Raw genomic sequence first — 25,727 nt, forward strand, 5'->3', positions numbered from 1 at the left:
TCCGCGCCCATTTCGAGCCCGGATACATTTGCGCAGGCCCTTCTATCTTAGGTCACACATTGAGGTTGCAAAACTAAGGCTGACCATACATTTTTGTGGGCGCATGATTCCTGCCCACACTTCTCCTCACATTTGCACAGCAGGCTCTGGCGGCGCGTTTCAAAGTCGCGCGCGCATCATTTCAGCCTGAACCCGCTATCTACCAGCAACCCGATAACTCGCTGGAGCTTTACACTTCAGCCGCTCTACCCCCGGGGAACGAGGTTACGCAACCTGTTACGGCGCTCGGCAGTGACGGACGATGCGGCGAGCAATCCGTCTACCTCAGCGCGCTCCTGGGGTGAAGCGGTATAGCACCGCTGGATGAAGCGTTCGAGAAACAGCATCGCACTTTCGTCAATGCGACGGAGTCGGAACTGCGTGTTGTAGTAAGCCCGGTATTCCTTGTTCGCTCTCAAGTCCTGGATATAGCGTGCCCGGAGGGCAGGGTCGGGGATATCTGCGGGATCGATCTCGCCCGTCCCGTAGACCCTGACCCCCGAGACCGGCGACGGGACACCTCTCACCGGATCCTTCGCCTGATCCCAGGCAGGGTCGATATGCTGATCCAGTTCGGCAAGAAACGTCAGCGACGCCGATAGCGCGTCCCGGCAGGATGCTGCATGAGAAGGTTCCGCATCGCGCTGGGCGGCTTCCACCAGATCGAGTGCCTGGTGAATGAGTCCCGGGTCCTGCTGCCTGCTGAACTCAGAAAATTTCTGCTGGATCTCTTTCTCGAGCGCTTCCATATCAGTCTGCCTTTCATTCCCTTCTCTGCGCAGGCACGGACAGACACGTACAGGCTCCGCCGATCGAACGAAGCGCAGAGATCATCCAGATGAGTTTCAGCATCCGTTCGAGCTTGACGTTGCGTTCACGCTGGTCTTTCCTTTCGCCTCGCCTTTGACGGTCGTCAGGGTATCGGCGTCGGCTTCCAGAGTATGGACCTGGGAAACCGGCGCAAAAGGATGTACACCTCCGCTGCCGACCTTGTACTCGTGCGGAATGTTCAGAGACACACTGCCCGGTGCGTAGGGGGGCCCCGTTGTTGTGCAGTACCCGGAGTAGGCACAGTCATCGTTCAGTGTCTGTGTACCCTGACCCGCTACTACCGTATTGGTGACTGGAAGATCGGGACATGGCACGCCACCACCACCGGCACCGCAGTGTCCGGTCTTGAACGGGTTGCACGAGTACTCACCCGCAGTGGGAACGCCGTTGACATCCATCTCGTGATAAACGACGTTGTAGAAGTTTACGTTGTCTGGCAGAAGATACGGCCGCATCCGTATGCCGACATTGGGATAGCCCTTGTCGTGCTGCATGGCGCCCGTGCGCGCCATGAACACACGCGAGGGCGCTATGATCTGGAACGTTATGGCGGCAGTTCCCGCAGTCACGATAACTGCCTGCGCCGTGTCCGGGGCCTTGAGGACTACCGAGGGACCCGTAACCGCAGACAGGCTGCCGCCCGTCGTCGTCCATGTTGTGCTACCGCCGGTGTAAGTGAGGTCTACCTCTTCACCCACACCGATGTCGGTACGCGTCCGCGCACCGGGAGAGGTTTGCACTGTTTCGCTGATGATCTTTTCCGAAGGTTGCGGGCGCTTCTTCAAAATGCGGTAGAGCACATAGATCAGCAACAACAGCAACAGCAGCGCGACGACAACAGCGACGATGATGACAACGGTGGTGCTGACGAAGAAAACGCTGCCGCCAATGATGATGATGACGGTTCCGCCCACGACGATCACCGAACCGCCTACCAGCGCAACGAGCGCGGCCAGCAGGGCAAACAGGGCTGGCAAAGCCGGGCCGAGATACGCCGGGCTGGGTGCGAGGGTGGGCGTGGGATTGAATGTGCCCGCCTCGTGCGCGGGTGTTCCGCCGGTGATGAAGCTGACGATATTGCTGACGATGCGACTGACGAAACTGTTGATTCCGTCCAGAACACCCTGACCAAACCGAACCAGCTGGTCCACGGGACTATCGATGAGTGCATGGACGTGCGTGATCACCTGATCCAGCGCGTTGGTCAGCGCATCGACGGCGGACTGGACGAAGCTGCGCACGACCTGCACCGCCTGCGTCAGGGCCTGAGTCACTTCGCGAACCTTGCCCGTGATCAGCTGGGTAACCTGCGCCACGGAGCGGCTGACGTGATCCACGATCTGCGATGCCGTGGCGGAAATGCGCTCGAGAACGGAAGCGAGAATCGCTGAAGACCGCTCCTGAAAGATCTGGATGATGGTCTTGTTGTTTTGAACGGCTTCGTCGGCTGCTCCCCCGGGCGCTGGATTGCCGGCGCCGGCGGGTGCGGGCGCCGCGCCTCCCTTTGCCTGACTCTGCGGGACAAGCGACTGAAGGTGCTGGTCGCGATTGGAATGGATGGCGGAGATCGCATGCTGCTGCGCCTGGCCAATCGCCTGGTGAGTCATACGCTCCAGACGGGCGATCATCGGCAGTACGGAGCCATTGAAGATCTTTTGCAGCGCCGAGATAACCTGCGTAGCCACTCGCTGCAGGGTTTGCGCGACAACGCGGATGACTCGCTGAATGGCGTTGCCGACTTGTGCCAGCGCGGCATCGGCAAGCCTCTCGAAGACGCCGATCATGGAGGTGACCAGCTGCTGCCCAAGACTCAGGGCGGAGCTGATGAGGGACCGAAGGCGCGGTAACCCGGAAGTGACAACGTCCGCACCGCGCCGCAAGACACCGCCAATTGCTGAACGAATCTGCGCCACGCCTGGAATGTCAGGAAGCGGGAACCGATTCACCACACCGGTGATCCCGTCGGCAATGCCGCGCACGCGCTCTTGCACAGAACCGATGGTGGTTTTGACGGCACCCTCGATTGTCCCTCGTACGCGATCGGCCTGCGTTCGGGCCGTGCGGGCCGCATTCACCACCACGACCTGAGCGGACTGCACGACGCCGGCAGCGGCGGCGGAAATCTCTGCCTGTGTGCCCGAGATCAACCTCCGAACGCCGGCGGAAGACTGCCCAAAGAAACTGGCAAATCGACCGCGGAGGCCGCCGAGCACCACGCTAACGTTCTTGCGGTTCGTGTCCGCGATCTTGAGTATTTGCGCTTCACTGCGGGCTGAGTCCGCTTTGATCAGATTGGCCTGATCCACTGCGTTTCCATTGATGAGCGCGTTCGCCGCAGGCGCGCTCGCTGCCGCTTTCGCTGCGGCGGGTCCGACTACCGCATCGGCCGGGGCCCTTCCGCCGCCATCGGAACCGTTGTTTTCGGAGGAGTCGGGGAAGCCCGATGGGGTGAACGAGGGAACAGGATGGCGCTCGACGGTTGCCAAAGCAGTGGCTTCTTCCTCCTGGTGGCGTTCGCGTGTGTGCGGCTGGGCCTCGTCGCTGGCTCGCGGCTGATCAGAAGGCAGCGCGGGAGTTGCATGCGCGACTGCTGGGCGGCTAGCGGGGGGCGCGGTCTCCGACGTACCGTCGGCGTTCCGCGCGGCGGGCTCTGCCTCTTCGGAGTTGTACAGCAGTCTCAGGACGGCGCGGTTGCCGCTGGTCGATTGCAGCCGCTGAATTTCGGCAATACGGGCCGCAGTGCGACCTTTGCCGGTGGAACTCGCGCCAGCGGTCAGGCGCGATCGATCCATGCTGTGCGTTTGCACGTTTCGCGCGAGTTCTGCCTGCAACGTACGCGGCTGCGAACGCGCGTCCGGCGTGCGGTTGGCCGGACGGTTCTCGCCGACGGTTCCAACCTTTCCCATGACCGAAACTCGCGCCGCTCCGAGCATCTCGACTCCTCGCGCCGGGCTGCCACAGTGATCGGCCGTGATGCCCGTTACGGCAGTATGAAGAGGTGTCCGGTTTCTCGCAATGGGTCCCTGGTCAGCGGTGCCTGGGACTTCAACGACTGGGAAGCCACGCATGCGCAACTGTGCGCTAGACCACATACAGTACCGGCTCGGTCTGGAGAAGCCCGCACTATCGCCTATTGTCTGCATTATCCAAATCAAGCGCTTCAACCATCGGCGCGCGACAGGTTTGCTGACAGGATGAGAAATCTATGCGGAATGGGTCACTTCAACAGGTCGAGCGTGGCGATGACGTCAAGACGTTGCAGCAATCACTCCGATTGGAAGCATCAAGCAACCGGATGGCTCACAAGCCGATGGTCTTGATGGCGCGCTCCACCATGCGCGCGGCGGCAGAGTGTTCCGAACAGGTTAGCGAAGGGTCGCCGTCTGGACATCCGTTTGATCTTTACGACAATCGCAAGGACCGCGAAGACGCATGTCAGCGCGGAGTCACATTAATTCCGGAATCATCCGGCGACCGGACCGCATTGCGGAGCCAACCCGATGGCCACTCCTGCTATCACTAACGCGCCTGTCATTGAAGCCGAGCCAGGCACTTTCGACGAGCTCATTTTCAAGCGCGATCTCAATGAAGTGCATCTGCTATTGGATTTCATTTCCGGTCGGCCCGATGTCCATATCACGGATCTCGGCGACGTCAGGTTTCCGGACCGCAATGGTGCCAACGGCGCTTTCCTGTCGGCGTACCAGCTTATAAAACGTATCTGCGAAATGCGTTATCCGCCACAGGCTGTGCAGGACGCGACAGACAAGGCGGACAATTCGGCGCTACTTCTGTCTGTGAAAGACAAATTGAACGCGATCGCGTATCCGGCTTCCGGCGTGACGATCGCTTATACGTACATTTTTCTTGCAGAAACCGATAAATCCAGACGCGGTAACACGTTGCGCCGGAGCCCTCAGACGCGCGGCTCCGTCGCCGAAACGGCGTATCCCGGCTTGATTGCAAGCGCGAAGCGATTTCGCTACTTCCATAAAAGCGTCGCGTGGATGGGTGCTCTCCTTACGCTGTTCGCGGCGTTACTGTTGTGGCTGGTCGTGTACGGCGTGCAGTTGACCTCGCGGTTCGAGGAAGACCAGAAGAGCGCGGCCGACATGACCAGTCAGATCTACGTGGAAGTTGACAAGGAAAATGCAGCGTCGCCTGTCGCGCAGCAAACGCACGACAGCGTTCCAGCGCGGTGCCACGCGGACAAGATCGACCAGCAAAGTAATCGGATCAAGCTGTTGTGCAACCAGTGGTCCTACTATCAGGCGCGCTACGACAAGTCGATCAGCGACGCTGCGATGTTTGCGAACCGATGGCCATCAAGCTGGCTGATGAAGCCATTCCCGACTTCGCCAGGACTGGAGGCAAAAGGCGACGACGGATATGTCGCGAAGCAGGAGAACATCCAGTCGATCACGCTGGTGCTTTCCGCGTACGCGAGCTACGTGTTGCCCGTGATGTTCGGCGTGGTGGGCACAATGGCGTCGTTTCTGCGCGACATCGGCAACCGCATTACCGGCAGCCTGCTCGCGCCACGCGACGAAACGCTCGCCATCATCCGCCTGATTATCGGCGCGATTGCCGGGCTCGCGGTCGGGCTGTTCTTTACGCCAGCGTCAGTCGCGGCCCAGGTGAGCTCCGGGGCCGGCGTGCTGACGTTGTCGGCGTCAGCGATTGCGTTCCTCGCCGGCTATGGTGCCGACGGGTTCTTCAGGATGATCGACGCGATAGTCACGCGCGTGTTCAGCCTCGATCATCCCGACAAGGCGCAGACAACCAGGTGAAATGCACGTGTCGCGGCGGGGCCTCGCTAGCGGCGAAAGTCGGGGAGGTGTTGTAAGCCGCGAGGCGGAAATACGCTGGATTCCTGACCTGCCCATGAATTCCGAGTTCGATCGCGCCTTTTGGATGCGCCACTTTGAGTCAGGTGGTGTCGACGGCTGCGTTCTAATGTCGGTGCTGCCACCACCAACCGACAACAGGAATCAAGATCGTTGCCGACAACCACTGCCAGTTTGCTTTAGCAAATTTCGTTACTCGTTGAGCGGGCGTCACCGTAACGAGGATGGACTGACTGAACGTTCGAATGGTTCGGTGGGCGGGCGCGCCGTCCACGGTGACGAGTGCGTCCAGGTTCACGCAAAGATTGAACTCGCCAACCGTCTTCGGCTTGACGGTCCAGAGCCAGATGGTCGGCTCGTTGCTACTGATGGCCTGTGTTTCCAGAGAGTTGGCGGTGATATCGAAGTCGGAGCCGGTAAGACGGGCGCTCATGCGATTCGAAATCCTGACCTGCGCGTATTCCACTACGCCACGGGCGGTGATCAATTTCGCTAGTGCGGCCGAAGGCAGGTGTAGATCAAGAACCAGTTCTACCCTGGCGCTATGGTCGATGTTGATGGGGTTGGGCGAATTGAATGCGATGCCGCCAAGCGGCATCTTCGCGATCGCTTCGTCGACTGAAGAAAAAATGGATGGCGGCGTTGGCGACGCATCGTCACGGAATGAGTCTGGTGGACACGCCGCCACTTCCACGCGGGTATCGAATGAGTCAGGCGCGCGGCTTGCCGGTCGCAGTGGTGGCGCGCCTGAATTTCGACGTTTGAGTCGAGGCAACGCCAGGCCTAAAGCTGCAATCAAGGCGAGCGCAAAGGCTACTAGCTGTGTCCATCTCATGACTGCCTCCAGGTCAGGTCTCCAGGTTCGATCTTATGCCCTGGTTCCGCTTTATGGCAGCACGCTTGATTTACTCTACCTGAACGATTGATGAATCGACATTTTCAACAACGCGGCGTACTTGAGTGCCCTGCGGCCTTTCGAGAAGGGTCCCTCACACACACCCGTTGACGTGGCTCTGTTTACCATCGCGCCTCGCGTGCGGATTGTCGCGGTGTTCAGTCTAGCCCGTCGACAGCAGCGCATGAGCAAATGTCGGCGACTTCTAGAAGCGGTGGCGCAGGCCAGCCGTCACAGCGATCTGACCGTTGTTCGACGAAGCGGCGCTGAGACCGTTAATGTATGCAACCATGCCAGAACCTTCGTTGACAAGCTGATATTCGCCTTGCAGATACACGTCCGTGCGCCTGGATAATGCGTAGGCAGTCTGCAGGTTGAATTGATTCCAATGCATGTGTACGCCTTCGATGCTTCCCCGTGTGTACGTGTACGAACCGGCAACGGTGAGAGCCGGCGTTAAGGAATAGCGGGCATTCGCTTCGATGTTCTGAAAACGACTGCTGCCGCCGCCAAGGTCGACGCCACCTGTTACCCCCGACTGACCGCCGCTGATGCCAGGGTCATCTCTCAGGTTTGTTTGCGAGTATGCAAGGCCTGCCGTTATCGGGCCGAACGTGCAGTTTGCGCCAGCGCCCCACGTTTGCTGGCGGCCAGCGAGGAATGTGTTGTCGCCGGAAACGGCACCGCTCGCGTTGAATGTTGCGCCCGGATTCGTGTTGCTGTTCAGTTGAAGATAGGCGGCTGCGATATTCAGGCAAGCGTAGTTGTACGCCATGCCAAAGCTGTATGCGCGGTTGTTCGTGAATTGACCCGCCGCGTTCGAGAAGCCGTACAACGCGCCGAACTTGAAACCGGCGAAGTTCGGGCTCTGATACTTGACCGAATTGTTGATGCGGAACGAATTGGTCAGGTTGTCGTTGTCGAACGGATGGGCGAACTGCGTGCCGCCATATTGCGTGCCCGTCAGCGACAGCGGGCCGACGTAGTCAACCATGCTGTCGTATTGACGTCCGAGAGTCACGCCGCCGAACTGGTCGCTTGCCAGACCCACGAACGCCTGACGGCCGAACTCGCGGCCGCCTTGCTTCAGCGTACCGTCGTTGATGCCGAAACCGTTTTCCAACGTGAAGATGGCTTTCAGACCGTCGCCCAGATCTTCGGCGCCGCGCAGGCCCCACCGGCTGCCGTTCACCGAGCCGCTGGTTTCCTGCCAGTTGCTGTGGCCATGCTGGTTGTTCGTGTAGGTGATACCGGCGTCGATCAGGCCGTACAGCGTGACGCTGCTTTGTGCGTGAGCGGCGGTAGCGAAAACGCCCGACAGGGCCGCGACCATGAGAGCCTTTTTCATCTTCGCAACTCCGATAACAGGATGGGTCCTGGAAGCCGAGGCTTGAAGGAGACTTCATGCGATCACTCAAGAGCCGAAATTCATGTGAAGCGGTAGATGACCCAGACGTCTTCGCTTCCGGACGGGTAACTGTAGAGCCGTTGTCGTGGGAAGACATGTCGGGTTGGGACTCTGACGTCTCGCTTTCGCGCGCTCCTGATCGATACGGGATCGTCGGGGCGTTTCTAACGCCTATTAATAAGCCAACCCGGGACGAAAGCACAGTTTTATTTCTTCGCCGTGTGGCGTGATTGTTGAATTTCCCCGGATCGACTGAGAGAAGGCGGCGTGCTCAATGAACAGCAAGGAGAAGCTGGATCATCAAAGGGTGTGCCAGCACCTTCACGCCGTCTGTTCTACGGGAACATACCGACTCTTGACTTCCAAAGTATGTCGCCTACATTGAACCTGGGGCAGGCTGAGCGTGGTTCTCAACTCTGCATTCCCGGCTCTATCGAAAGGGGCCGTCGCCTTGCGCGCTCCGCTAAGGCACCGACGAGATTCGCACGAGGAGGCGCACGATGCCAGACGGTGCTCTAGTGCAGCAGGCAGTTCGAGATGCGTTCACCCTTGGCTGGAGTCTTGTCGAGTTACAGGGCCGCGTATGCGTCGAACTCGGCGAGGCCGAGCAACGTGGAATGCGCGTCGCCAGTCTCTGGCGGGTTTCCCTTTACAAGATCAGCTCGCTTCAGCAACGCGTCTTTCAAACCAGCACGACGGCGCAGACGGTCTACGAGCCAGAAAAAGATATTCCGAAGTATCTTTACCCGGCTGACGGGAGCGACGACTACACCAAATTCGGAATCCTTCCGGGGACCAATACCGAGCAGGACATGCTGCCGGATTTCAAGCTCTACGATGTCACTCGTCGAGCGATCAATTGCCTGTCGTTGCTCTATGTCAGTCCGGAAGAGAGCCTTAACCCGGGGCGAATCAGCCAGCTTCAAGGGGAACTGGCGCGGCGCGTCAAGGACGAAGCCGTTCAGGGAACGTCGTCACCGGCCGTTCAGGCGCCTGAACAACCTCCCGGCGAGGATGCGTCCACCGCCGCGGACAAACCCGATCAGTCTTACGCGAAAAGCCAGCTCACCACGCTTCTCGGCAAGTTTCTCAACGCCTGGGACGGCTATCTGCGCGAGCAGTACTACGTGGGTGGAATGATTCCAAACAACGGACTGGAGCTGGTCGCGTATGAGGCTGGCCGCTCGATGGCCTCGCTCTCGTGGAACGTCACCATCGGCACCCTCGAGCAGGAGAGGGAAGACCAGCGGGCGCTATGTGCAAGGCAGGCAACGGGCACAGTGCCGGCGACACCCGCCGCGCCACCTCAAGCTCCGCAGCGCGACGACGCAAAGGAGAATGCGGTCCGAACCGCATGGGCTTCGGCTTTCAGACCTGAGTTCATTATCCGGCTGCAGCACGACGTCGTGGCATTAAGCGCGGCGCTCGACGCCGCCTATCACGATGCGCATTCCGGAACGCCTCCGGCAGCCGGGTCGTCCGCGCCGGTTGGCCGCGATCCTGACCTGCCCAGTGAGTCGATTTGCGCGGTCAAGCAGAGCATCGAGTTCTGGCGTCGGGCCGTCGAGAACGAGCTTTCGGCCACCTATCCGGAGCAACGCGACCGGTATCAGGACTCTGCGGGGTGGTCTCGTCCGCTGCGAATCGCGCTGACGAAGCAGGTAAACATCTGGCAGACATTGCTGACCGGGCAGCAATCGTTGCGGGCATTCAGTACGGAAAGCGTGGCGCAGAGTCTGATGGAAAGCGTCTGGAACGACGTGCAGAGCGGAATTGCAAATGACTTCACGCAAAGCCTGAAACAGGCTCGCGGTTCCCTGGCAAACCTTGCACGTGAAGCAGGTGATGCGATCGAGGTTGTCTTCAAACAGGCCACCTTCCTGCTATGGCCCATCGGCGTGATCGCCGCGGTGGTGTCGATAGGATTTGTCGTCGTGGCGTTCACGGGCCCCCCGGAAGCGTTGAAAGCAGCTGCTGGGGCGCTTGGGATTACCGGGCTTGGATCGAGTGTGGCGAGCTTCTTCAGGAACGCACAGTTGAGGGAAACCAAAGACCAGCAAAAGAAACGCGTTCTCGATCCAGCGCTCGAGTCGACGAAAGGAGGCGCCGATGGCGAGACACAAGGCGGCCTCGCGAATCAGATCGGAAACACCGCGCACTCGCTTGCAGACGACGTAGTGAATGCATTCAACAAAGGCCTGGAGCAGATCCAGGTGGAACTGGAAGGCTTGAACCGGAGCGTGGGTGTTTCGTATCCGCTGGTCGATTACTTTGCGATGAAGTCGATTTCCGGGCAGACGACCGTCGATTTCCTGACAAAGATTGTATGGACCGGCGACGAGCGGATCAGGGAAATGAAAGCGGTCATGCGGGCTGCGCTGGGTCCGCTGGCGTTGTTTGCAACGGCGTCTTCAACTGCATCCCCTCACGCCGATGCGGGTTCCGGAGACGTCGGCAGCGCTGCCGGGAAGGGCGGGCGAAACGTCACGAAGAGAACCGACGAGGCAGGCGGAGCGGTTGCAACGACCAGCCCGTGATGGGGTTGTCACTCCCGGCTCGCGAAAACCTCGAACATTGCATATCCTTTAGTCAATCTCGGACCGTAAGCAGGTCCACCTCGCCCCGCACCAGCGAATCAATCTGCAACGCCAGAACAAAAGCGCAATCGGCTGGCTATACCGTCGGGGCACGGGCCAGACGTGACAGGAGCCTCTCAAATGAGCGATAGAGACGGATTCGACAGGCCGCTCTCCACGATGTTGATTGAACGGCGCAGCGACGCATGGAAGTCGGGCGTTCATCCTCTCGACCGGCTGGAGGATGGCGCCCTGGTTTCGCGCGACCGTGTGGACAACGTAGCCTGCCGCATCGGCGACGCATCGTGTGCTTCGGCTCATGCGAGGGTGTTGAATCGCTCGAAGCGCAGCGTCGATCCGTCGATGCAGCGTTCGCTGTTACGCCTGCAGATGCGCTATGGCAATCGCTATGTCGGTCAGGTTCTTCACCGCGTTGCCGGCGGCGGCGAAGCCGTGAACGACATGGACGGTATCGAACATTCGATCGACGCGGCGCGCAGTAGCGGTCGAGCGATGGATCACGGCACGCGCACGCGGATGGAGACGGCCTTTGGCGCCGATTTTTCGGGGGTGCGTCTGCACACCGACGCGCATGCCGACGGCCTGAGCCGTTCGCTCAGTGCGCGCGCTTTCACCACCGGCCGCGACGTGTTTTTCCGGCATGGCGAATACAGTCCCGGGACCTCATCGGGCCGTGAACTGCTCGCACACGAACTGACACATGTCGTGCAGCAGAACGGAGACGGCCTGCAGCGCAAGATGACGGTGAGCGAGCCTGGCGATGCGCAGGAGATCGAGGCCGACCAGATGGCGCGCGCGGTGATCGCGCAGGAGCATGCGCAGACGACCCATCGTGAAGCGATCCGGCGCGACCCGGAAGAGGGGCGCCTGGCCGGAAAGGCAACCGGAGATACGCTGCTGCGCCAGCCCGAGGCGGCGCACGAAGACGATGAAGAAAAGAAGCGGTTGCACACGAAGGCCGACCCGGCCGTGGCGTCGCCTTCGGGGCGTCGGATAGTCGCTTGAGCAGAACGTGCATCCGTTCACGTCCAGTATGAGATCGGCCACCGCGCCCCAATAGCGATTCAAAACCGCGTGGTGCTGATCGTTCTTCTAGGTAACCTGCGCTGCCTTCAGGTAAACAGAAGGGGGTGTCGCCATGCGACGTCTCGTTTGTTGTGTTCTGTCGTGCGTGATGTGCGTAACAAATGGGTTCGCACAGTCGGCGAGTTCGTGCGGTGCGTACCGCTATTGCCCGCCGAATCCGGCGTCGAGCTCCGGCGGATCTGCGGGAGCGCAATCGGGAACGTCAACGCAGTCCACCGCTACACCTCCTCAACGCACCGCTACGCCTCCTCAACCCACCGCGCCGACGACGCAGGCACAATCCAATCCGCCTTCCGCCAGCCACGGCGGCTCGTCCGGATCGAGCAGCGCCGGCACCACGGCGGCCATCATCGGTTTGTCGGCGCTTGCGGCAGGCCTTTTGACCTATGCCGTGACCCATTCACACGAAGCGAGCGCGCCATCCGCCGGTAGCGCGCCTCAGCCTGACGAGCCAACCACGAGTGAACAAGTGCCGGTGGCACCGCCGGTGCCGGCGCCGGTGGTACAGCCGGTAGTACCGCCGGCGTTGGCGGCTTCGTCCGTCGAAGATGCGCCGGCAAAGTGGGGCATCGTGCCGAAGCTGTCGGGCATCACGGTCCCTGCGGCGCGCAGGGCGCTCACGCAAAACGGCCTGCAAATTGCGATCGAGACCAGCGAGGCAACGCGAAACGGAAAACGGGTCGCGACCCAGAGCATCATGCCAGGCGAGCATGTGCCTCCCGGCACGGTTGTGTCGGTGACGCTCAAGCCTCCTCCAGTGCACGCTCCGGCAGTTCCCTGGAAGCCTCCATCCGTCGTTCATGTCCCGGATCCGATCGTGACTCCGTCTGTGTTTCCTGTCGAGCTGCCTGCCTCGCAGCCGATCATAGGTCCCCCGCCTCCAGAGCACGAAGTCAGCCCCAGCGTTTCCACGCCTCCAAAGCACGAAGTCAGCTCCAGCGTTCCCCCTCTAGCCATTGGCGGACTCTCATTGTTCGCGCTTGCCGGTGCGCTCGTCTACGGCAGAAAGCACAAACTGCGGCCCAAAGCGACGCCCGTCTACCGCGTCCGCCTGCAAGGGGACTTCGGCTCGCAGACGGCGCGCGTGTCGAGCCGGCGCATGCGCTTGCCGGCAGTCGACGTGAGGCTCGCTTCCGATCCATGGGACGCGCATATGGTCAGTTCGGTCAAACCGGCTCACAGGTGAACAGACCATGTCCAACGCGACTGTCACGCTTGGCACGCTTTTATGGAACGACTCGCCCGGCAAGGGCGCTGCGGCCCTGATCGAGGCCGTCAAGCGCCACGCGCCAGCCAACGTCGCCGGACTGCCGGCGCTTCAATGGAAAGAACTCGCGCAGGCGATTGAAGACCAGGTCGCGACCGGCTTCGATGTGAGTCTCGGCGCGATTCTGGTGCGCTCATGGTGCGACCTCGCCGAGATCCGCGCGGCGGCCGACCCGCGACGCACGCCACCCGACACGACGCGCTCGGTCCCGCTCGTCGAGCATGCGATCGAGTCCGTGCATCACCCCAAGCTGGAGATCACCGTCGAGGGTGTGTGCAGCTTCGATGTCGTGTTCGAAGTGAAGCTCGCGCTGAAGCTCCGCGGCGCATTGCTTTGCATACGCAACGCGCGGATTCGTGAGATCACGCTCGGCGATTGCCACGGCGAGGCGACGTTGTCGGCATACGGGCACGCGCTGCATCGCTATGAACTGGGTTCGGCCCGCTTTCCCGGCCATATTCGCTTCGCAGGCGAGGGCATGTCGATCGGCCCGCGCCACGCGCCCGATGCACGCGACCCCGGCCGCCACCACTGACTTGCGCCGCGCGCTCAAGGCACGTCGGTGCGCACAGTCGCGGGGTTGGCGATAGTGATCATGCCGGCCCACATGCACATGCATTGAGACAGATTGTCGAGCGCCGGGATGCCGCCGATCAGCACCGTCGTGGCGCCTGGCGTCCACGGGCTCACTGTAGCCGGGATACAAGGCATCGGCGTCAGCACGCCGAGCGCTGCGCTTGTTGCGCTCGCCACCGCCGGATTCGCGATCGACATGCACATGCCGAACGAGCCGATGTTGACGAGCGGCACGTGGTCCTGGATCGTTGCGGCAGGCGGCCCTTCCGCCGTCACGCGGTTGACCGGCAACACCGTCAGGCTGGCGGGAGCGACGCCAAACGTGCACTGAAGCAGTGCTCCCATCGAAACTTGTTGTGCCATGGCAGATGCATGCCTCCGTGTTGATGGCGTGATCTCTATCCGGGCGACTGCTGGTTCGCTGCCGGAGTCCAGAGGAGCGCTTCGCATTGATGCCTCATGTCCGCGGGCGAAGGCGTCTGTCCGGTCTCGCGGAACTGGCCGTAGTCGGCATCCGTCTGCGTCAGCACAAGCCGGCTTTGCGGACCGGGAGCCGGTTCGCCGAACACCTTGTGTACCGCGAACGGATTGAAATCCCCGAGGCGATGAAGCGCGGACCCATAGTCGTACGCGAAGCTCACCATGTTCCTGTCATTGTCGGCTATACGTTTCCTGAACAGGTCGATTTCATCGGTAAAGTTCTCTGCGATCGCAATCCCCATGTACCTGGAATTGTTCTTGCGGTTGTTGTTTTCACGGCAAAACGAGTTGTACGAGTGCGTTGCGCTGATCATCACATTGCGTATCGCCTGTCTGTCGACATACATTGCCTTGACGAGGTAGATACTCAGCGTAGCCAGCACGCATGCGGACACGAGCATGTATTTCCACGCGTCGCTATCCAGCTTTTCGATCGCCTTGAGAAACTGCGCGCATCCCTGAAAACGCTCGTCGGGATCGTTGCGCATCGCGCGGCGAACCATTTCCGCAACGCGCTTGCGGATCTTCGGATTGACGTCGCGCGGATCCGGCGCGGGATGGGCGATCTGTTGCGCCGCAACGGCGTCGAAGGTATCGCCGGCGAACGGCAGCCTGCCCGTCAGCGCCTCGAACAGCACGACGCCTGCGGAGTAGACATCCGATCGATGATCGACCGTGGAACTGTCGCGCAACTGCTCGGGGCTCATGTAGGCCGGCGTGCCGATCAGGCGTTCCTTCTGCCGCACCTTGCTGCCCACCTGGGTCGCGATGCCGAAGTCGATGATCCGCGCGAGGCCGTCGTGGTCGACGAGCACGTTGGACGGCTTTACGTCGCGATGGACGATCGCCAGCCGGTGTGCGCGATCCAGTCCAGCCAGCATGCCTTTTGCGATAGCGAGCGCCCGCTTTTCCGGCAAACCTTTACCGCCGAGGCTCGCGATCAGTTCGCCGAGCGACTGTCCATCCACATACTCCTGCACCAGAAAATAGTCGTCGTTGACGTGGAAGTAGTCGACCATCGGCACGACGTTCGGGTGGGCGATCTGCGCCTGATGACGCGCTTCATCGTAGAAGTGCTGCGCGAAATCCGGGTTGTGGGTGAACTCGCGTTTCAGGACCTTGACGGCATAGCGCTTTTCCTCAAGCTCCGCGTTCGTCGCGAGGTACACGCGGCCCATGCCGCCTTCTCCCAGCCGTGCCTTGATCACATAGACGTTGCGCAGCGTCTGGCCGATCAGATCGTCTTCTCGCATTGATCACCCCTTTGCGCCGGTGGCCTGCAAGTAGACTGCGGTGCCGGCGCCGGCCACGACCGGCCGCTGCGGCGCGAGGCCGTGTCCGTCGATGCGAACGCCATGCGGTGTGGAAAGATAACCGGTTGTCAGGATCAACGCGGCGCCATTGCTCAACGGCAGGATGTCCTGCCGGCTGCCTTTGCCGGCGCTTGTGCGGCCGATCGACGTCGCCCGCGCGTTGTCAGTCAGCGCGCCGATAAACAGTTCGGCGGCACTCGCCGTGTGCTCGTCCTGCCAGAGGAACACCGACGTTGCGAGCCGCACTCCGTCGCGCGTGCTGATATAGGGTTGCGCGCCGTCGCGCCCGGTGACAGTCACAATCGGTTGCCCCTTGTTCAGAAACAACATCACTGTGTCGACGGCCGCATAGAAATCGCCACCGCCGCAGCCGCGCAGGTCGATGATCACGGGCAATTCACGTGGCCAGTGCGCGAGGATCGCTTCGACACCGCCAGGCGTCGCGCTCGTGAAGCCTGAAAGACGGATGATGCGCGCGCCACCCGTGATGTATTCGGACAGCGCCGGCGGGTTGACGAGTTCGCGCGTCACGCCGATGCGGCGTGCGGACGCATTTTCGCCGGCGACTTCGAGCATCACCTGCGTGCCGGGCAACCCGCCCGTCCACGCGGCGATGACCGCGAGCGGCTTGCCTTTGACGGGCTGGCCGCCGATCGAAAGCAAACGGTCGCCTGCCTTGATGCCTGCCCGTTCAGCGGGGCTGCCCGGAAACGGATAGCACAGGGTTTCGCCATCGCGGCGCCGTTCCAGTTCCGCGCCGATGCCCGCATAGGTGTTGTTCTGCAGCGCCGTGAAGGCCGCGTATTCGCTGGGTGTCAGAAAGCCGGAGTAGGGATCCTTCGTCGCAAGATAGGCGGCGAGTGTCTGCCCGACGATGACCGCCGGGGCATCCGCGCCGAATACCGCCTGCTCGCTGATGCGCGCGAGTGCCTGCGCATAGAGCTGCAACGCGGCGTCGCCATTCGCGCCGGCGCGCGTCGCACAATCGGGCGGACAGGGCGGCGGCGCCTGAACCGTAACCGACGAACTGACGAGCGGCGTGACCAGCATGGCGAGCAACATGGCCTTGTTCATGGGGCGGCAGGAGCCAGGAATACGCTCATTCCGAGATCGCGAGAATCGCGAGTTTTTTTCTGATCTGCTCGCGCAACGCGTCGGCTTGCTGCTTCGCCTGTACGTCGTTCAGGCTTTTGTCGCGCTGAAGCGCGTCCAGTTGCGCGCGGTATTGCGCGATCTGCGCCCGCGCCGCCGCCGTCTTCTGCTTTTCCTGCGCATTGGTTGCCGCCAGCTGATCGTTTCTTTTCTGCAGGGCGGCGAGCCGGCGGTCGAGTTCATCGCTCGACATCTTGCGGTTCGCGAGGTCGGCGCTCAGCTGCTGCATCTGGTTGTGCAAGTCTGCCTGCAGCGCCTCTTCATTTGAGAGCTCGACCTCCTTCTGGTTCACGCGTGTCTGCGTCGCCTGCACGTCCTGGTACTGGCTGATCACCGTGCAGCCCGAGCCACAGCCTGTGGCGAGGGTCAGCAGCACGGTTGTCATGGTGTGGCGCTTCATCCCGGCACCTTTTCGGTGAAATGGTCGGCCGCCGTCAGATGCGTTGGCGCTGGCTCGCCAGCGCGGCGGTCTGTTGCCTTGTCTGCTCGAGCAGCATCTGTTGATCGCGCAGTTCCTGCGCGAGGCGCGGGTCCTGCAGATTGTTGTCCGCCTGCAGTTTGCGCATGAGGTTGATGGACTTCTCCTGCGCGGCGATCGAGTCGTTCGCGTTCTTCAGATCCGTGTCGAGCTTCGAGCGCTCCTTCGCAAGCGTCTGCTGGTCGATCGTTTTCTGCCCGATCTGCTGGACCACGGTATCCGTGTGCTGCGTGATCGCCACGAGGTCTTTCTTCATGCCGGTGTTATAGCGGGCGGAATCTTCGTTCACGGCCTTCACATAGGCGATTCGCGCGTCGAGGTTGTTCTCGTGGCCCGCAAGTTCCTTGCGATGCTTTTCGAGGTTCGAGGACAGGCTGTAGCAGAGCACGCCGCCCCCTGCCGCGGCCACGCCGCCCACCGCGGCGCAGGTGGCATCGCTGCCGCCTGCGAGCTTGCAGGCGAGAAAGCCGAGGCCGGCACCCGCGACGCCGCATTCCAGCGAGGCGGTCTGCTGCTGGGTGGCACATGCCGCGGTCAGCAACATCAGTATCATTGCCGCGAATTTTCCGGTCATCGCAAGTCCTCCTGCAAACGTCATCGGCACGCTGCGGCGTGCCGCGGTGACTCATCCGGCGGTCAGCAGCGCGATCAGAACGAAGGCGGCCACAACGGCCACCACGATCGACACGGTGGACAGCACCCGCCTGAGCTGCCAGTCCGGACGCCCCGCGGAGGCTTCCAGCAGTCGCGCAAATTCCGCGCAGCCGGCGATGCGCCGTGCGGGATCCTTCGCCAGCGCGCGCATGATCAGCGCGCTCACATGCGCTGGAACCGAACGCTCGCGACGTCGCGGCGCGACCGGCTCGTCACGCAGATGAGCCGCCAGCACAGCAGCCCGCACCGTCTCGCCGCCGCCGCTTGTCGCCTCGAACGGCGGGCGGCCGGTCAGCGTTTCGTACAGCACGCAGCCGACGCTGTAGACATCGGAGCGGAAATCGATAGCTTCCGCACGGATCTGCTCGGGGCTCATATACGCGTTGGTGCCGACAGAGACGCCCGCGCGCGTGCGCCGCTTCTCGCCCGCGGCGAGCGCGATGCCGAAATCGGAAAGCCATGCGTGCTGATGCGCTTCGTCGAGCAGGATGTTCGACGGCTTGACGTCGCGATGCACGATGCCCTTGCGATGCGCGTAATCGAGCGCGTCCAGCACGTCCTTGATCAATGGCAGCGCGACGCTGAAAGGGAGCCGATGGCCGGGACTCGCATCGAGCGCCATCGCAAGCGATCCGCCGGGCACGAGGTCCATTACCATGCAGGGACTCCCTCCGATGCTGAATACGTCGCGCACCGCAACGATATGCGGATGGTGCATTTGCGCGTGCCGCCTGACCTCGTCAATGAAGCGCGCGGTCAACTGCGCGTCGTCGGCGATCATCTCGACCATCACCTTGATCGCCGCGTACTGCCGGTGCCGCTCGTCCCATGCGCGCCAGACGGTGGCCATACCGCCTGCGCCCAACTGACGCTCGACGACATACGGGCCGACGCGCTGTCCGGGCCGCAAGCTCATACATGCCTAGCGAATGCTCGACGGGTCGCGCACGCCGGGCCGGTCGAAGGGTTCATCGCGATGCCGTGGGCCCGCCGCCGCGCCGCTCGAATCGGATTCGATCTTCCTCAGCAGCCAGACCGTTGCGCCGGTCTTGATCCTCGCGCCGTCCTTCAACTCCACGCCGCGGCTCTCGACGAACTCGCCATCGACGAAGGTGCCGTTCGTGCTGAGCCGGTCGAACAGCTCGTAGCGTCCCTGGCGGCAGAGCAGCACCGCATGTTCGTTGGACATCGTGTTGTCCGCGTGCAGCAGCACGTCGCATGGCCGGCCACCTTCGCTCTCGACATACCCTTTGCCGATTACATTGCGGCCTTCGTAAAGCACGAACAGATCGCCCTGTTGGTCCCATGTGAAGGTGACCAGCACGCCCGTGATCTTGCGGCGCGGCAAGCCCTCGCGCGGCGGGCGCGGCGTGCTCTCCGGGCCCGTGTCGATCCGTGTGGGTTGACCGTGCGGTGATGGGTCGTCTGACGAGATCATGGTGTTGTGCGACATGGTGGGACTCCTCTCGACGTTCTCGCTGAAGGACTGCGACCCCGCATCCGCCGCGCTGCGTTCCTGCGCGCGGCTTTCCGCCTCGCAGCGTGGACAGCTCGTCCAGCCTGGATCCATCGGATGTCCTTTCGGGCAGGTGAATTCCGCGCGGCTGCTTCCTGTGCTCTGGTTTTGTCTGCGGCCCCATAGTTTGGCGACAGAGGACCAGATCGATTTCTCGCTCATGACATTCCGCCTTTCGCGCGCTGTGTCGAGCACGCACCGAACGCTTGTGGCAGGCGCGTGCGCTCGATCGAATCATCGATTCCGGCACGATGTCTCATTCGGGTTGCAGTCATCGGTCAACTCCCTGACTTTCACCGCCGTCGGTGCCTGGCTGCACCGGCACCGTTTCCGGACGGCCCTGTCTGTCGGCGCCGGGTCCACCAGGCGCATCACCGGTGACCGTGCGCGGCGGCTGACGGGATTCCTGAGAGGGTCCTGGCGGTCGTTCCTGTGGTTCCTGCTGCCGTTGCCCGGCAGCCATCTTCCTGCTCTTTTCCGGCGGCCGCTTTTGCGCGTGCGGCGATGCCGGCGTGCTGCCGGCTTTCGCCGGGGCGACCCGGCGGTCCAACGGGTCAAGCCGGGCGTTTATCTCATCCAGTTCGGTCTTCATGCGAGCGTAACGCTCGTTAGCCAGATCGCGGTCGCGTTGCATGACGTCTTCCAGTTTCGCAATGCGGATGTCGAACGCGTGTTCCGGTGCGAGCTGGGTCGGCGCCGGCAGCCAGTACAGGGCGAGCGCGCCGACCAGCATGGCGGGCGCGAACACCGCGCCTGCCGCACGTGCGACTGCGCCAGACCAGCTGCGCGGCAGCAAGCCTGGACGGCCTTCGTAGCGCAACACCTGAACTGTCACGTTGTCTTCGCCTCCACGTTGCAGCGCGAGCCTGACGAGTTCGTCGGCAAGCTCCTGCGGTGTGCGCCCGCCTTGCATGACCGCCGCGATATCCGCGTCGCCGACATAGCCGCACAGGCCGTCGGAGCACAACAGGCACGTTTCGCCAGCACGCACGCGCATCCATCCACTCACTTCTACATCGACCTGCGCCGTGTGCCCGAGGGCGCGCTCCAGAATCCCTGCATCGGGGTGGTGCGCCGCCTGCGTGTGCGTCAACAGCCCCGCATCAATCATTCGCTGAACACGGCTATGATCCCTCGTCAATCCGCGCAACCTGCCGTCGCGGCCAAACAGATAAGCCCGGCTGTCGCCGACGTGCGCGAGCATGATGCGCGCGTCGCGGGCGAGCATCGCCACCGCGGTGGTGCCCATCCCATGCGTCGTCGGGTCGGCCGACTGGCTGCGCGCATAAACCTCCGCGTTGGCTTCGCTGAACGCGTTGCGCAATGCCTCTTGCGCCGACGCAAGCGAAGTCAGATTCGCGAAATGCCGCTGCAACACCTCGACTGCCAGCTCGGCGGCGATCCCACCGCCCGCATGTCCACCCATACCGTCGAGGACGACGAACACGTCCGCGGCCGGCGCGCGCACCCAGCTCATGCGATCCTGATTTTCGGTTCGCACGTAACCTGTCTCGGAACGCTGCCCAACCGACCATCGGCTAATCCGGGGTGACGCCGTCATGGTTGGCCGCCGCTGCGTTCAGCGCACATATGCGCAACCTCAGGGCACGCGGTTCCGGTCGCCGCTGCGATGGCTGATCGGTGCGCCTTCGTCGGTGCCGCGCAACTCGAAGGCGGTGCGCCCAAAACGCAATTCGTCGCCGGGCGACAGCGTCCGTGGTGTTTGCGACACGCGCGCGCCGTTCAGAAAGGTGCCATTGGTCGACGCAAGATCGATGAGATAGAGTGTTCCTGATTCATAGCGGATGATCCCGTGGCGCCGCGATACGAAGTCGTCGCCCGTCAACGGCAGCTCGCTTTGCTCATCGGAACCGACATGGATCATCGCGTGCTCGATCGGAAACCGTTTGCCACGCCAGTCGCCGGAGCGGCCGATCAGCCACGCCGAGGGCTTGCCTCGCTGCGGCGGCGGAAAGCTCGCTCCGATCTGTGTCGGCGCGCGTGCTCGGGGTATGTTCTCGGGCAGCGGCGCGCTGACCGTCTCGACCTTGACGACGGTGCGCCGCCTGAAGATCAGGAGCATCCACGCAAGCGCGGCAAGGAGCGCGAGCAACGCAGCGGTCAGACTGCCAAAGGTGATTCTCAATACAGGAGACGAGGAGTCGCTCCAGTTTTTTAACTTGTCGAGCCACGTCTCCTGCGGCGTCGGCGTCACACGGGACGCCGGCCCCTCGTGCTTTGCCTCCGGTGCGGCGATCGGCCCATTGACGGGCACGCTTGCTGCGCTCGCGCCCTGCACCGCGTAGCGCAATATGGCAGCGCCGGGTGCTACGGTCGCGCTTGATGCGGGATAGTCGAACTGAACCTTGAACGCGGGGAGCGGGGCGGTGCCGAGATCGGCTTTGATCAATTCGGATAGCTCCGGGTCCGAATGTGCAAGTACGTACGTGCCACCCGTCGCAGCGGACATATTTTTGAGCGACACCGACCATTGCGGCGCGAGCTTGCCGTAGCCGATCGAATCGATGTGCAACCCTGGTACTTTCGCGGCGTTGATGAGGCTGTCGAGCGATACCCAACTGCCTTCATCCTTACCGTCGGAAATGACGAGCACGATGCTGGACTTCGTTGCGGGATTGTCTTTCAGGCGCTTCACGGCCTCGAGGACCGCGCTGTAGAGCAGCGTCTTTCCGTCGGCGCCGACGTCGGCCCGGATTCCGCTGATCGCGCGCGAGACGGCCTCGGGAGCAGCGGAAAGCGGCTGCAGCCTGTCGGAAATCGTCGATCCGAAGGACAGCAGCGATGCGTTGAGATCGGGCCTCTGAACGGCAAACGCATCCTGTAGCGCGCTCTTGATCGCCGGCAACGCGCGCTGCATCGAACCGCTATGGTCGACACAGACGATCACGGTCGTTGCCGTGTCGGCGGATGCGTTGGTGACAGGCGTGATGTCCGTGGCGACGATATCCTGCTGGTCGGGTGCGGCTCCCGGAAACAGCAGATGGAAAGCGGTCGTGGACGGTTTGGGATCGGCGGTGCGAATCGTCGCAACGACCGAGCCAGGCTTGACCTGTTCAATGGAAACGACTTGCGGGTCGACGGCCAGCACAGCGCCGCTCGCGACAAGCAACACCCCGGTCACTACCGCACGAAGATGGTGCAGCCACCATGCCGCATTGCGCATGGCATGTGGATGGGGTTCGACGGGCATGGCCAACCCTTTCTGGTCTCCACTCAACGCATAACGCGCGGCGACCTGGCATCGTACGTTGCACCGATGCCAGATATATTTATTGAGTGTTTGCTACATCATTGTTTTCACAAAAAACACAGAAATACGATATGGATTGCTAAGTTAGGTTTAGGCGTACCTCATGTGTTTGTCAAGCGTGTTTCTGGACTGGATTTCGCATGAAGTGCCGCATCGTTTTGTTTCACGTGGTGCACGTTAAGGTCCGGGCGCGGACGTGCAGATAATTGAAACAATCGCGGCGCACATTGCACGCGTTAGTAAATCAATGTGCCGGAGGAACCCAATGGTGCTGCGTAGCGCTGTGTGTTGAGTGGTGCGCGGCACTGTGCGGGATCTCGACGCTTTCGTTGTGCATGCCGACGGTTGCGTGACATTGGGTCAGGTATGTGAACCGGGCGCGAGATTCGCGATTCGATTCGTCGTCGCAGGAAGTGCAAGCCAACGCTAAAGCAATCGAAACCACGGAGCGAGAGACGCGATAAAGCCCTTATCGCGCCGCGGAGAGTCACCTTGACATTCACAACGGCATGCTCTATCCATAAATCGTCTCGAAGCCAGCCTTAAAGCTTTAACGGCGTGCAGCAGAATTTCCTTTCGCGCTGAGCCAAACCGTTCCAGTCGTCAATCGCATTGGCCGTGGTCGGCCAGCACGGTCCGCGTGCAAGAAAAGTCAGTGGCGTGTCGCGCCACGCAATACGAGGGCCTTATGATTGAAGACCTCGACAAGACGCTAGCGGCTCTGCTTAGGCGGGAGTTGGCGCCGGGTCTTAGCGAACAGGTTCAGGTCAGCTTCGAAGCACCGGACGATCGCTTTCCTCCGCAATCCGTCACGACGCCCGCGATCGATCTGTTCCTCTATGACGTCCGCGAGAATCTCGATCTACGCAGCAACGACGTCTTCCTCGGCAGGGATGAGGACGGTTCTGTGCATCGGCAACGCATGCCGGTTCGCGTCGACGCGTCGTATCTGATCACTGCGTGGCCGCGCGAAGGGCTTGCGAACCCCGCCGAGGACGAACATCGTCTGCTAGGCGAAGTGATGCGCGCGTTGCTGAGGTACCGGACGCTTCCGCAGGAATTGCTGCGCGGCAGTCTCGCCGCCGGCGACCTGCCGTTGCCCGTCAGCGCATTGCAGCCAGGCCGGCTGCAGAGTCTCGGCGAATTCTGGCAGGCAATGGGCGGCAAGCCCAAGGCCGCGATCAACTACACCGTCACGCTTTCCGTCGATGTAGCCATGCCCGAAGAGGTGCGGCTCGCGACAGAAAGAATCTTCCATTTCGACGCCGTACTGGGCAGACCTGCATGACGGAGTGAAAACGTCGGATCGATTAACCGTTTTGGCAGATATGACTGTAAGGGGACGTGTCTATGTCAAGCGCTACCTATCTTGCCCCTGGCGTATATGTGGAAGAGGTTCCTTCCGCTCAGCAGCCTATCGCGGGTGTGGGAACCAATGTCGTCGGGTTTATCGGCATCGTGCCTTCGACGATCTATATTCCGGTTCCGAATCCTGACTACAACCCGGTTGCCGCGCGCGCGGCGGCGCGGCTCTCGGATCTCGCCGATGCGCCTTCTGGCGGCCCGGAAGATCCGCGCCAGGCGATCGCCGCTGCGGAGGCTAAAAGCAGGGATCTTGCGTTGCTTGACGCTACGCTCAAGGGCATCGAAAAGGATCTCAAAGATCTGAACGACCAGCTGGCGAAGGCCACGACGGACGCCAAAGCGTCGAAGGACATTTTCGACTCGGCGTCCAGAGACGCCAAGGCTGCCACCGACGCGCTCGCCGGTGCAACCGACGCCAACCGGGACGAGCTGACAGATGCGCTGGAGGCAGCCAAGGCAAAACTCGAGCCAGCCATGAGCAAGAATCTGGCTGATGCAGACGGGGTAAAGCGACTAAAAGGCCTCGTTCGTGACAAGCAGACAGAGCAAAAGAATCTTAACGACAGACTGATTGCGCTCAAAGGGGAACTTGCACCGCCAACGCCGCCAACGGATACGACCCCGGGCGAAGCCGAAGCCCCATCCACCACGGATTCGACGCCGGCATCCAAACCCGTTCCCAAACCCGCGCGCCCGCCCCGTTCGCTGGAAAAAGAGGACGACACCTTCGAGGACGCAGAGGGCGTCGACGTGTCCGGGTCGCGCTCTGTCCTGCAGCCGTTCATGCTGCAGGAATTCACGGTGAAGCCTGCATGCTTCGAGACGAAGCTATGCACGAACTTTACCGAGTACACGCAGCGCTTCGGCACCTTTTCGGCGTACAAGCCGGAGGCAGATTTTCCGGATGACCCGCCGGAGACCTGGACATTCAGTCCGATGCATCCGGGCCATCATGCGCTGACGCACGCGGTCAACGGCTTCTTTCAGAATGGTGGCACGAAGGCGTTCGTCGCGCGTATCGAGAACGAAAGTCAACTGGAGGACGCGCTGGCGAAATTCGCATCGATCGATGAGCTTGCGATCATCGCCGCTCCGGGTGTGCCGAGGGACGCTGGCAACTGGGAGTTTCTGATGGCCCATGTCGAAAACCGCGAAAACTGTTTCGCGATTCTCGACAGTCCGCTGGTTGTGCATGACGAGGACAGCAACGACCTCGACGTGAACCAGTTGAACTACGCGAGCAGCAGCGACAACCAGGCGTTGCCGCGCCCATGCAAGAACGCCGCGTTCTATTTCCCGCACGTGGAAGTGATTGACCCGGCTAAACAACTGCAGGATAGCGATCTGACACGCAAGGTCGATCCGAAATATCGCGGCCGGACCTATGTGGCGCCGAGCGGCCATGTCGCGGGCATCTATGCGCGCACCGACACCGAGCGCGGCGTGCACAAGGCGCCGGCGAACTGCGTGGTGCGCGGTGCGATCGAGGTCAAGTACTACGTCAGCAAGCCGATCCAGGAGATGCTCAATCCGCAGGGCGTCAACGCGATCCGGATCATGAACGGCGCGGTGACCGTGTGGGGCGCGCGCACGATCGGCGGTGACCGCAACAGCGAATGGAAATACATCAGTGTGCGGCGTCTGTTCCTGTTTTTGCAGAAGTCGATTGAGGAAGGGACACAATGGATCGTCTTCGAACCCAATGACGAAGCGTTGTGGGCCAAGATCCGCCTGAACGTGTCGGCGTTCCTGACCAACGTGTGGCGCAGCGGCGCGTTGTTCGGCGCCACGCCGCAAGAGGCGTTCTACGTGAAATGCGACGCCGAGCTCAATCCGCCCGAAGTGCGCGATCAGGGCCTCGTGATTACGGAAATCGGTGTCGCGATCGTGCGGCCCGCCGAGTTCGTGGTCTTCCGTATTACCCAGGCCACAGGTCCCATCCGGACCTGAGC

General features: G+C 61.8%; 20 protein-coding genes. 7 read left to right on the forward strand and 13 right to left on the reverse strand.

Annotated elements, in window-relative coordinates; genetic code table 11:
- Nucleotides 1-245: 245 nt before the first annotated feature.
- A complete protein-coding gene (locus P3T16_RS09475) occupies nucleotides 246-788 on the reverse strand; it encodes a hypothetical protein (RefSeq protein ID WP_429342064.1) in 543 nt (180 codons plus the stop codon).
- Between the two features lie 96 nt (nucleotides 789-884).
- Nucleotides 885-3,776, reverse strand: coding sequence for a hypothetical protein (locus tag P3T16_RS09480; RefSeq protein ID WP_429342065.1), 2,892 nt, complete (start codon nucleotides 3,774-3,776; stop codon nucleotides 885-887).
- Nucleotides 3,777-4,370: 594 nt separating this feature from the next.
- On the opposite strand from P3T16_RS09480, the gene P3T16_RS09485 reads away from it, so the two are divergent.
- Nucleotides 4,371-5,660, forward strand: coding sequence for a hypothetical protein (locus P3T16_RS09485; protein WP_429342066.1), 1,290 nt, complete (start codon nucleotides 4,371-4,373; stop codon nucleotides 5,658-5,660).
- 163 nt (nucleotides 5,661-5,823) lie between these two features.
- Here P3T16_RS09485 and P3T16_RS09490 read toward each other — a convergent pair whose 3' ends face one another.
- On the reverse strand, nucleotides 5,824-6,552 hold the full coding sequence (locus tag P3T16_RS09490; RefSeq protein ID WP_429342067.1) for a hypothetical protein: 729 nt from the start codon (nucleotides 6,550-6,552) through the stop codon (nucleotides 5,824-5,826).
- Between the two features lie 265 nt (nucleotides 6,553-6,817).
- Nucleotides 6,818-7,960, reverse strand: coding sequence for a porin (locus P3T16_RS09495; RefSeq protein WP_429342068.1), 1,143 nt, complete (start codon nucleotides 7,958-7,960; stop codon nucleotides 6,818-6,820).
- Between the two features lie 560 nt (nucleotides 7,961-8,520).
- Between P3T16_RS09495 and P3T16_RS09500 the strand changes: the two genes are divergently transcribed.
- The 4 genes from P3T16_RS09500 (at nucleotide 8,521) to P3T16_RS09515 (ending at nucleotide 13,505) form a co-directional block, all read left to right on the forward strand.
- Nucleotides 8,521-10,557, forward strand: a complete 2,037-nt coding sequence (locus tag P3T16_RS09500; protein ID WP_429342069.1) for a hypothetical protein — start codon at nucleotides 8,521-8,523, stop codon at nucleotides 10,555-10,557.
- Nucleotides 10,558-10,737: 180 nt separating this feature from the next.
- A complete protein-coding gene (locus tag P3T16_RS09505; RefSeq protein ID WP_429342070.1) occupies nucleotides 10,738-11,622 on the forward strand; it encodes a DUF4157 domain-containing protein in 885 nt (294 codons plus the stop codon).
- Nucleotides 11,623-12,172: 550 nt separating this feature from the next.
- Entirely contained in the window at nucleotides 12,173-12,889 is a 717-nt protein-coding gene (locus P3T16_RS09510; protein WP_429342071.1) for a PASTA domain-containing protein, read from the forward strand.
- Between the two features lie 7 nt (nucleotides 12,890-12,896).
- Nucleotides 12,897-13,505 (forward strand): hypothetical protein, encoded by a 609-nt coding sequence (locus P3T16_RS09515; RefSeq protein WP_429342072.1) that lies wholly within the window; start codon nucleotides 12,897-12,899, stop codon nucleotides 13,503-13,505.
- 14 nt (nucleotides 13,506-13,519) lie between these two features.
- Here the strand turns inward: P3T16_RS09515 and P3T16_RS09520 are convergent, their stop codons facing one another.
- The 9 genes from P3T16_RS09520 to P3T16_RS09560 form a co-directional block, all read right to left on the reverse strand.
- Nucleotides 13,520-13,909 carry a DUF4280 domain-containing protein gene (locus P3T16_RS09520; protein WP_429257168.1) on the reverse strand — a complete coding sequence of 130 codons (390 nt, stop codon included), beginning with the start codon at nucleotides 13,907-13,909 and terminating at the stop codon, nucleotides 13,520-13,522.
- A gap of 35 nt (nucleotides 13,910-13,944) precedes the next feature.
- The gene (locus P3T16_RS09525; protein WP_429342073.1) at nucleotides 13,945-15,279 is read right to left on the reverse strand and encodes a serine/threonine-protein kinase; all 1,335 of its coding nucleotides are present in this window, start codon (nucleotides 15,277-15,279) and stop codon (nucleotides 13,945-13,947) included.
- A 3-nt stretch (nucleotides 15,280-15,282) separates the two neighbouring features.
- Nucleotides 15,283-16,413 carry a S41 family peptidase gene (locus P3T16_RS09530; protein ID WP_429342074.1) on the reverse strand — a complete coding sequence of 377 codons (1,131 nt, stop codon included), beginning with the start codon at nucleotides 16,411-16,413 and terminating at the stop codon, nucleotides 15,283-15,285.
- A 25-nt stretch (nucleotides 16,414-16,438) separates the two neighbouring features.
- A complete protein-coding gene (locus P3T16_RS09535; protein WP_429257165.1) occupies nucleotides 16,439-16,891 on the reverse strand; it encodes a hypothetical protein in 453 nt (150 codons plus the stop codon).
- A 34-nt stretch (nucleotides 16,892-16,925) separates the two neighbouring features.
- A complete protein-coding gene (locus P3T16_RS09540) occupies nucleotides 16,926-17,543 on the reverse strand; it encodes a hypothetical protein (RefSeq protein WP_429342075.1) in 618 nt (205 codons plus the stop codon).
- A gap of 51 nt (nucleotides 17,544-17,594) precedes the next feature.
- Entirely contained in the window at nucleotides 17,595-18,539 is a 945-nt protein-coding gene (locus P3T16_RS09545) for a serine/threonine-protein kinase (protein WP_429342076.1), read from the reverse strand.
- A gap of 6 nt (nucleotides 18,540-18,545) precedes the next feature.
- Nucleotides 18,546-19,193: an FHA domain-containing protein gene (locus tag P3T16_RS09550; RefSeq protein WP_429257162.1), complete on the reverse strand. Its 648-nt coding sequence runs from the start codon at nucleotides 19,191-19,193 to the stop codon at nucleotides 18,546-18,548.
- Between the two features lie 217 nt (nucleotides 19,194-19,410).
- Entirely contained in the window at nucleotides 19,411-20,640 is a 1,230-nt protein-coding gene (locus tag P3T16_RS09555) for a protein phosphatase 2C domain-containing protein (RefSeq protein WP_429342077.1), read from the reverse strand.
- Between the two features lie 99 nt (nucleotides 20,641-20,739).
- Nucleotides 20,740-22,350, reverse strand: coding sequence for an FHA domain-containing protein (locus P3T16_RS09560; RefSeq protein ID WP_429342078.1), 1,611 nt, complete (start codon nucleotides 22,348-22,350; stop codon nucleotides 20,740-20,742).
- Between the two features lie 748 nt (nucleotides 22,351-23,098).
- On the opposite strand from P3T16_RS09560, the gene P3T16_RS09565 reads away from it, so the two are divergent.
- Together P3T16_RS09565 and P3T16_RS09570 are read left to right on the forward strand one after the other, a co-directional pair.
- The gene (locus tag P3T16_RS09565; protein WP_429342079.1) at nucleotides 23,099-23,698 is read left to right on the forward strand and encodes a DUF4255 domain-containing protein; all 600 of its coding nucleotides are present in this window, start codon (nucleotides 23,099-23,101) and stop codon (nucleotides 23,696-23,698) included.
- A gap of 62 nt (nucleotides 23,699-23,760) precedes the next feature.
- Nucleotides 23,761-25,725: a phage tail sheath C-terminal domain-containing protein gene (locus P3T16_RS09570; RefSeq protein WP_429342080.1), complete on the forward strand. Its 1,965-nt coding sequence runs from the start codon at nucleotides 23,761-23,763 to the stop codon at nucleotides 25,723-25,725.
- Nucleotides 25,726-25,727 lie beyond the last annotated feature (2 nt).

The organism is Paraburkholderia sp. GAS42 (assembly GCF_050436565.1).
GTDB lineage: Bacteria > Pseudomonadota > Gammaproteobacteria > Burkholderiales > Burkholderiaceae > Paraburkholderia.

Excerpts from the sequence above, each read along its gene's own strand:
- P3T16_RS09570 (WP_429342080.1), top strand. The coding sequence starts at position 23,761 with ATGTCAAGCGCTACCTATCTTGCCCCTGGCGTATATGTGGAAGAGGTT.
- P3T16_RS09530 (WP_429342074.1), bottom strand. The coding sequence starts at position 16,413 with ATGAACAAGGCCATGTTGCTCGCCATGCTGGTCACGCCGCTCGTCAGT.
- P3T16_RS09560 (WP_429342078.1), bottom strand. The coding sequence starts at position 22,350 with ATGCCCGTCGAACCCCATCCACATGCCATGCGCAATGCGGCATGGTGG.
- P3T16_RS09485 (WP_429342066.1), top strand. The coding sequence starts at position 4,371 with ATGGCCACTCCTGCTATCACTAACGCGCCTGTCATTGAAGCCGAGCCA.
- P3T16_RS09540 (WP_429342075.1), bottom strand. The coding sequence starts at position 17,543 with ATGACCGGAAAATTCGCGGCAATGATACTGATGTTGCTGACCGCGGCA.
- P3T16_RS09520 (WP_429257168.1), bottom strand. The coding sequence starts at position 13,909 with ATGGCACAACAAGTTTCGATGGGAGCACTGCTTCAGTGCACGTTTGGC.
- P3T16_RS09525 (WP_429342073.1), bottom strand. The coding sequence starts at position 15,279 with ATGCGAGAAGACGATCTGATCGGCCAGACGCTGCGCAACGTCTATGTG.
- P3T16_RS09475 (WP_429342064.1), bottom strand. The coding sequence starts at position 788 with ATGGAAGCGCTCGAGAAAGAGATCCAGCAGAAATTTTCTGAGTTCAGC.
- P3T16_RS09550 (WP_429257162.1), bottom strand. The coding sequence starts at position 19,193 with ATGGATCCAGGCTGGACGAGCTGTCCACGCTGCGAGGCGGAAAGCCGC.
- P3T16_RS09505 (WP_429342070.1), top strand. The coding sequence starts at position 10,738 with ATGAGCGATAGAGACGGATTCGACAGGCCGCTCTCCACGATGTTGATT.
- P3T16_RS09535 (WP_429257165.1), bottom strand. The coding sequence starts at position 16,891 with ATGAAGCGCCACACCATGACAACCGTGCTGCTGACCCTCGCCACAGGC.
- P3T16_RS09500 (WP_429342069.1), top strand. The coding sequence starts at position 8,521 with ATGCCAGACGGTGCTCTAGTGCAGCAGGCAGTTCGAGATGCGTTCACC.
- P3T16_RS09495 (WP_429342068.1), bottom strand. The coding sequence starts at position 7,960 with ATGAAAAAGGCTCTCATGGTCGCGGCCCTGTCGGGCGTTTTCGCTACC.
- P3T16_RS09490 (WP_429342067.1), bottom strand. The coding sequence starts at position 6,552 with ATGAGATGGACACAGCTAGTAGCCTTTGCGCTCGCCTTGATTGCAGCT.
- P3T16_RS09545 (WP_429342076.1), bottom strand. The coding sequence starts at position 18,539 with ATGAGCTTGCGGCCCGGACAGCGCGTCGGCCCGTATGTCGTCGAGCGT.
- P3T16_RS09565 (WP_429342079.1), top strand. The coding sequence starts at position 23,099 with ATGATTGAAGACCTCGACAAGACGCTAGCGGCTCTGCTTAGGCGGGAG.
- P3T16_RS09515 (WP_429342072.1), top strand. The coding sequence starts at position 12,897 with ATGTCCAACGCGACTGTCACGCTTGGCACGCTTTTATGGAACGACTCG.
- P3T16_RS09480 (WP_429342065.1), bottom strand. The coding sequence starts at position 3,776 with ATGGGAAAGGTTGGAACCGTCGGCGAGAACCGTCCGGCCAACCGCACG.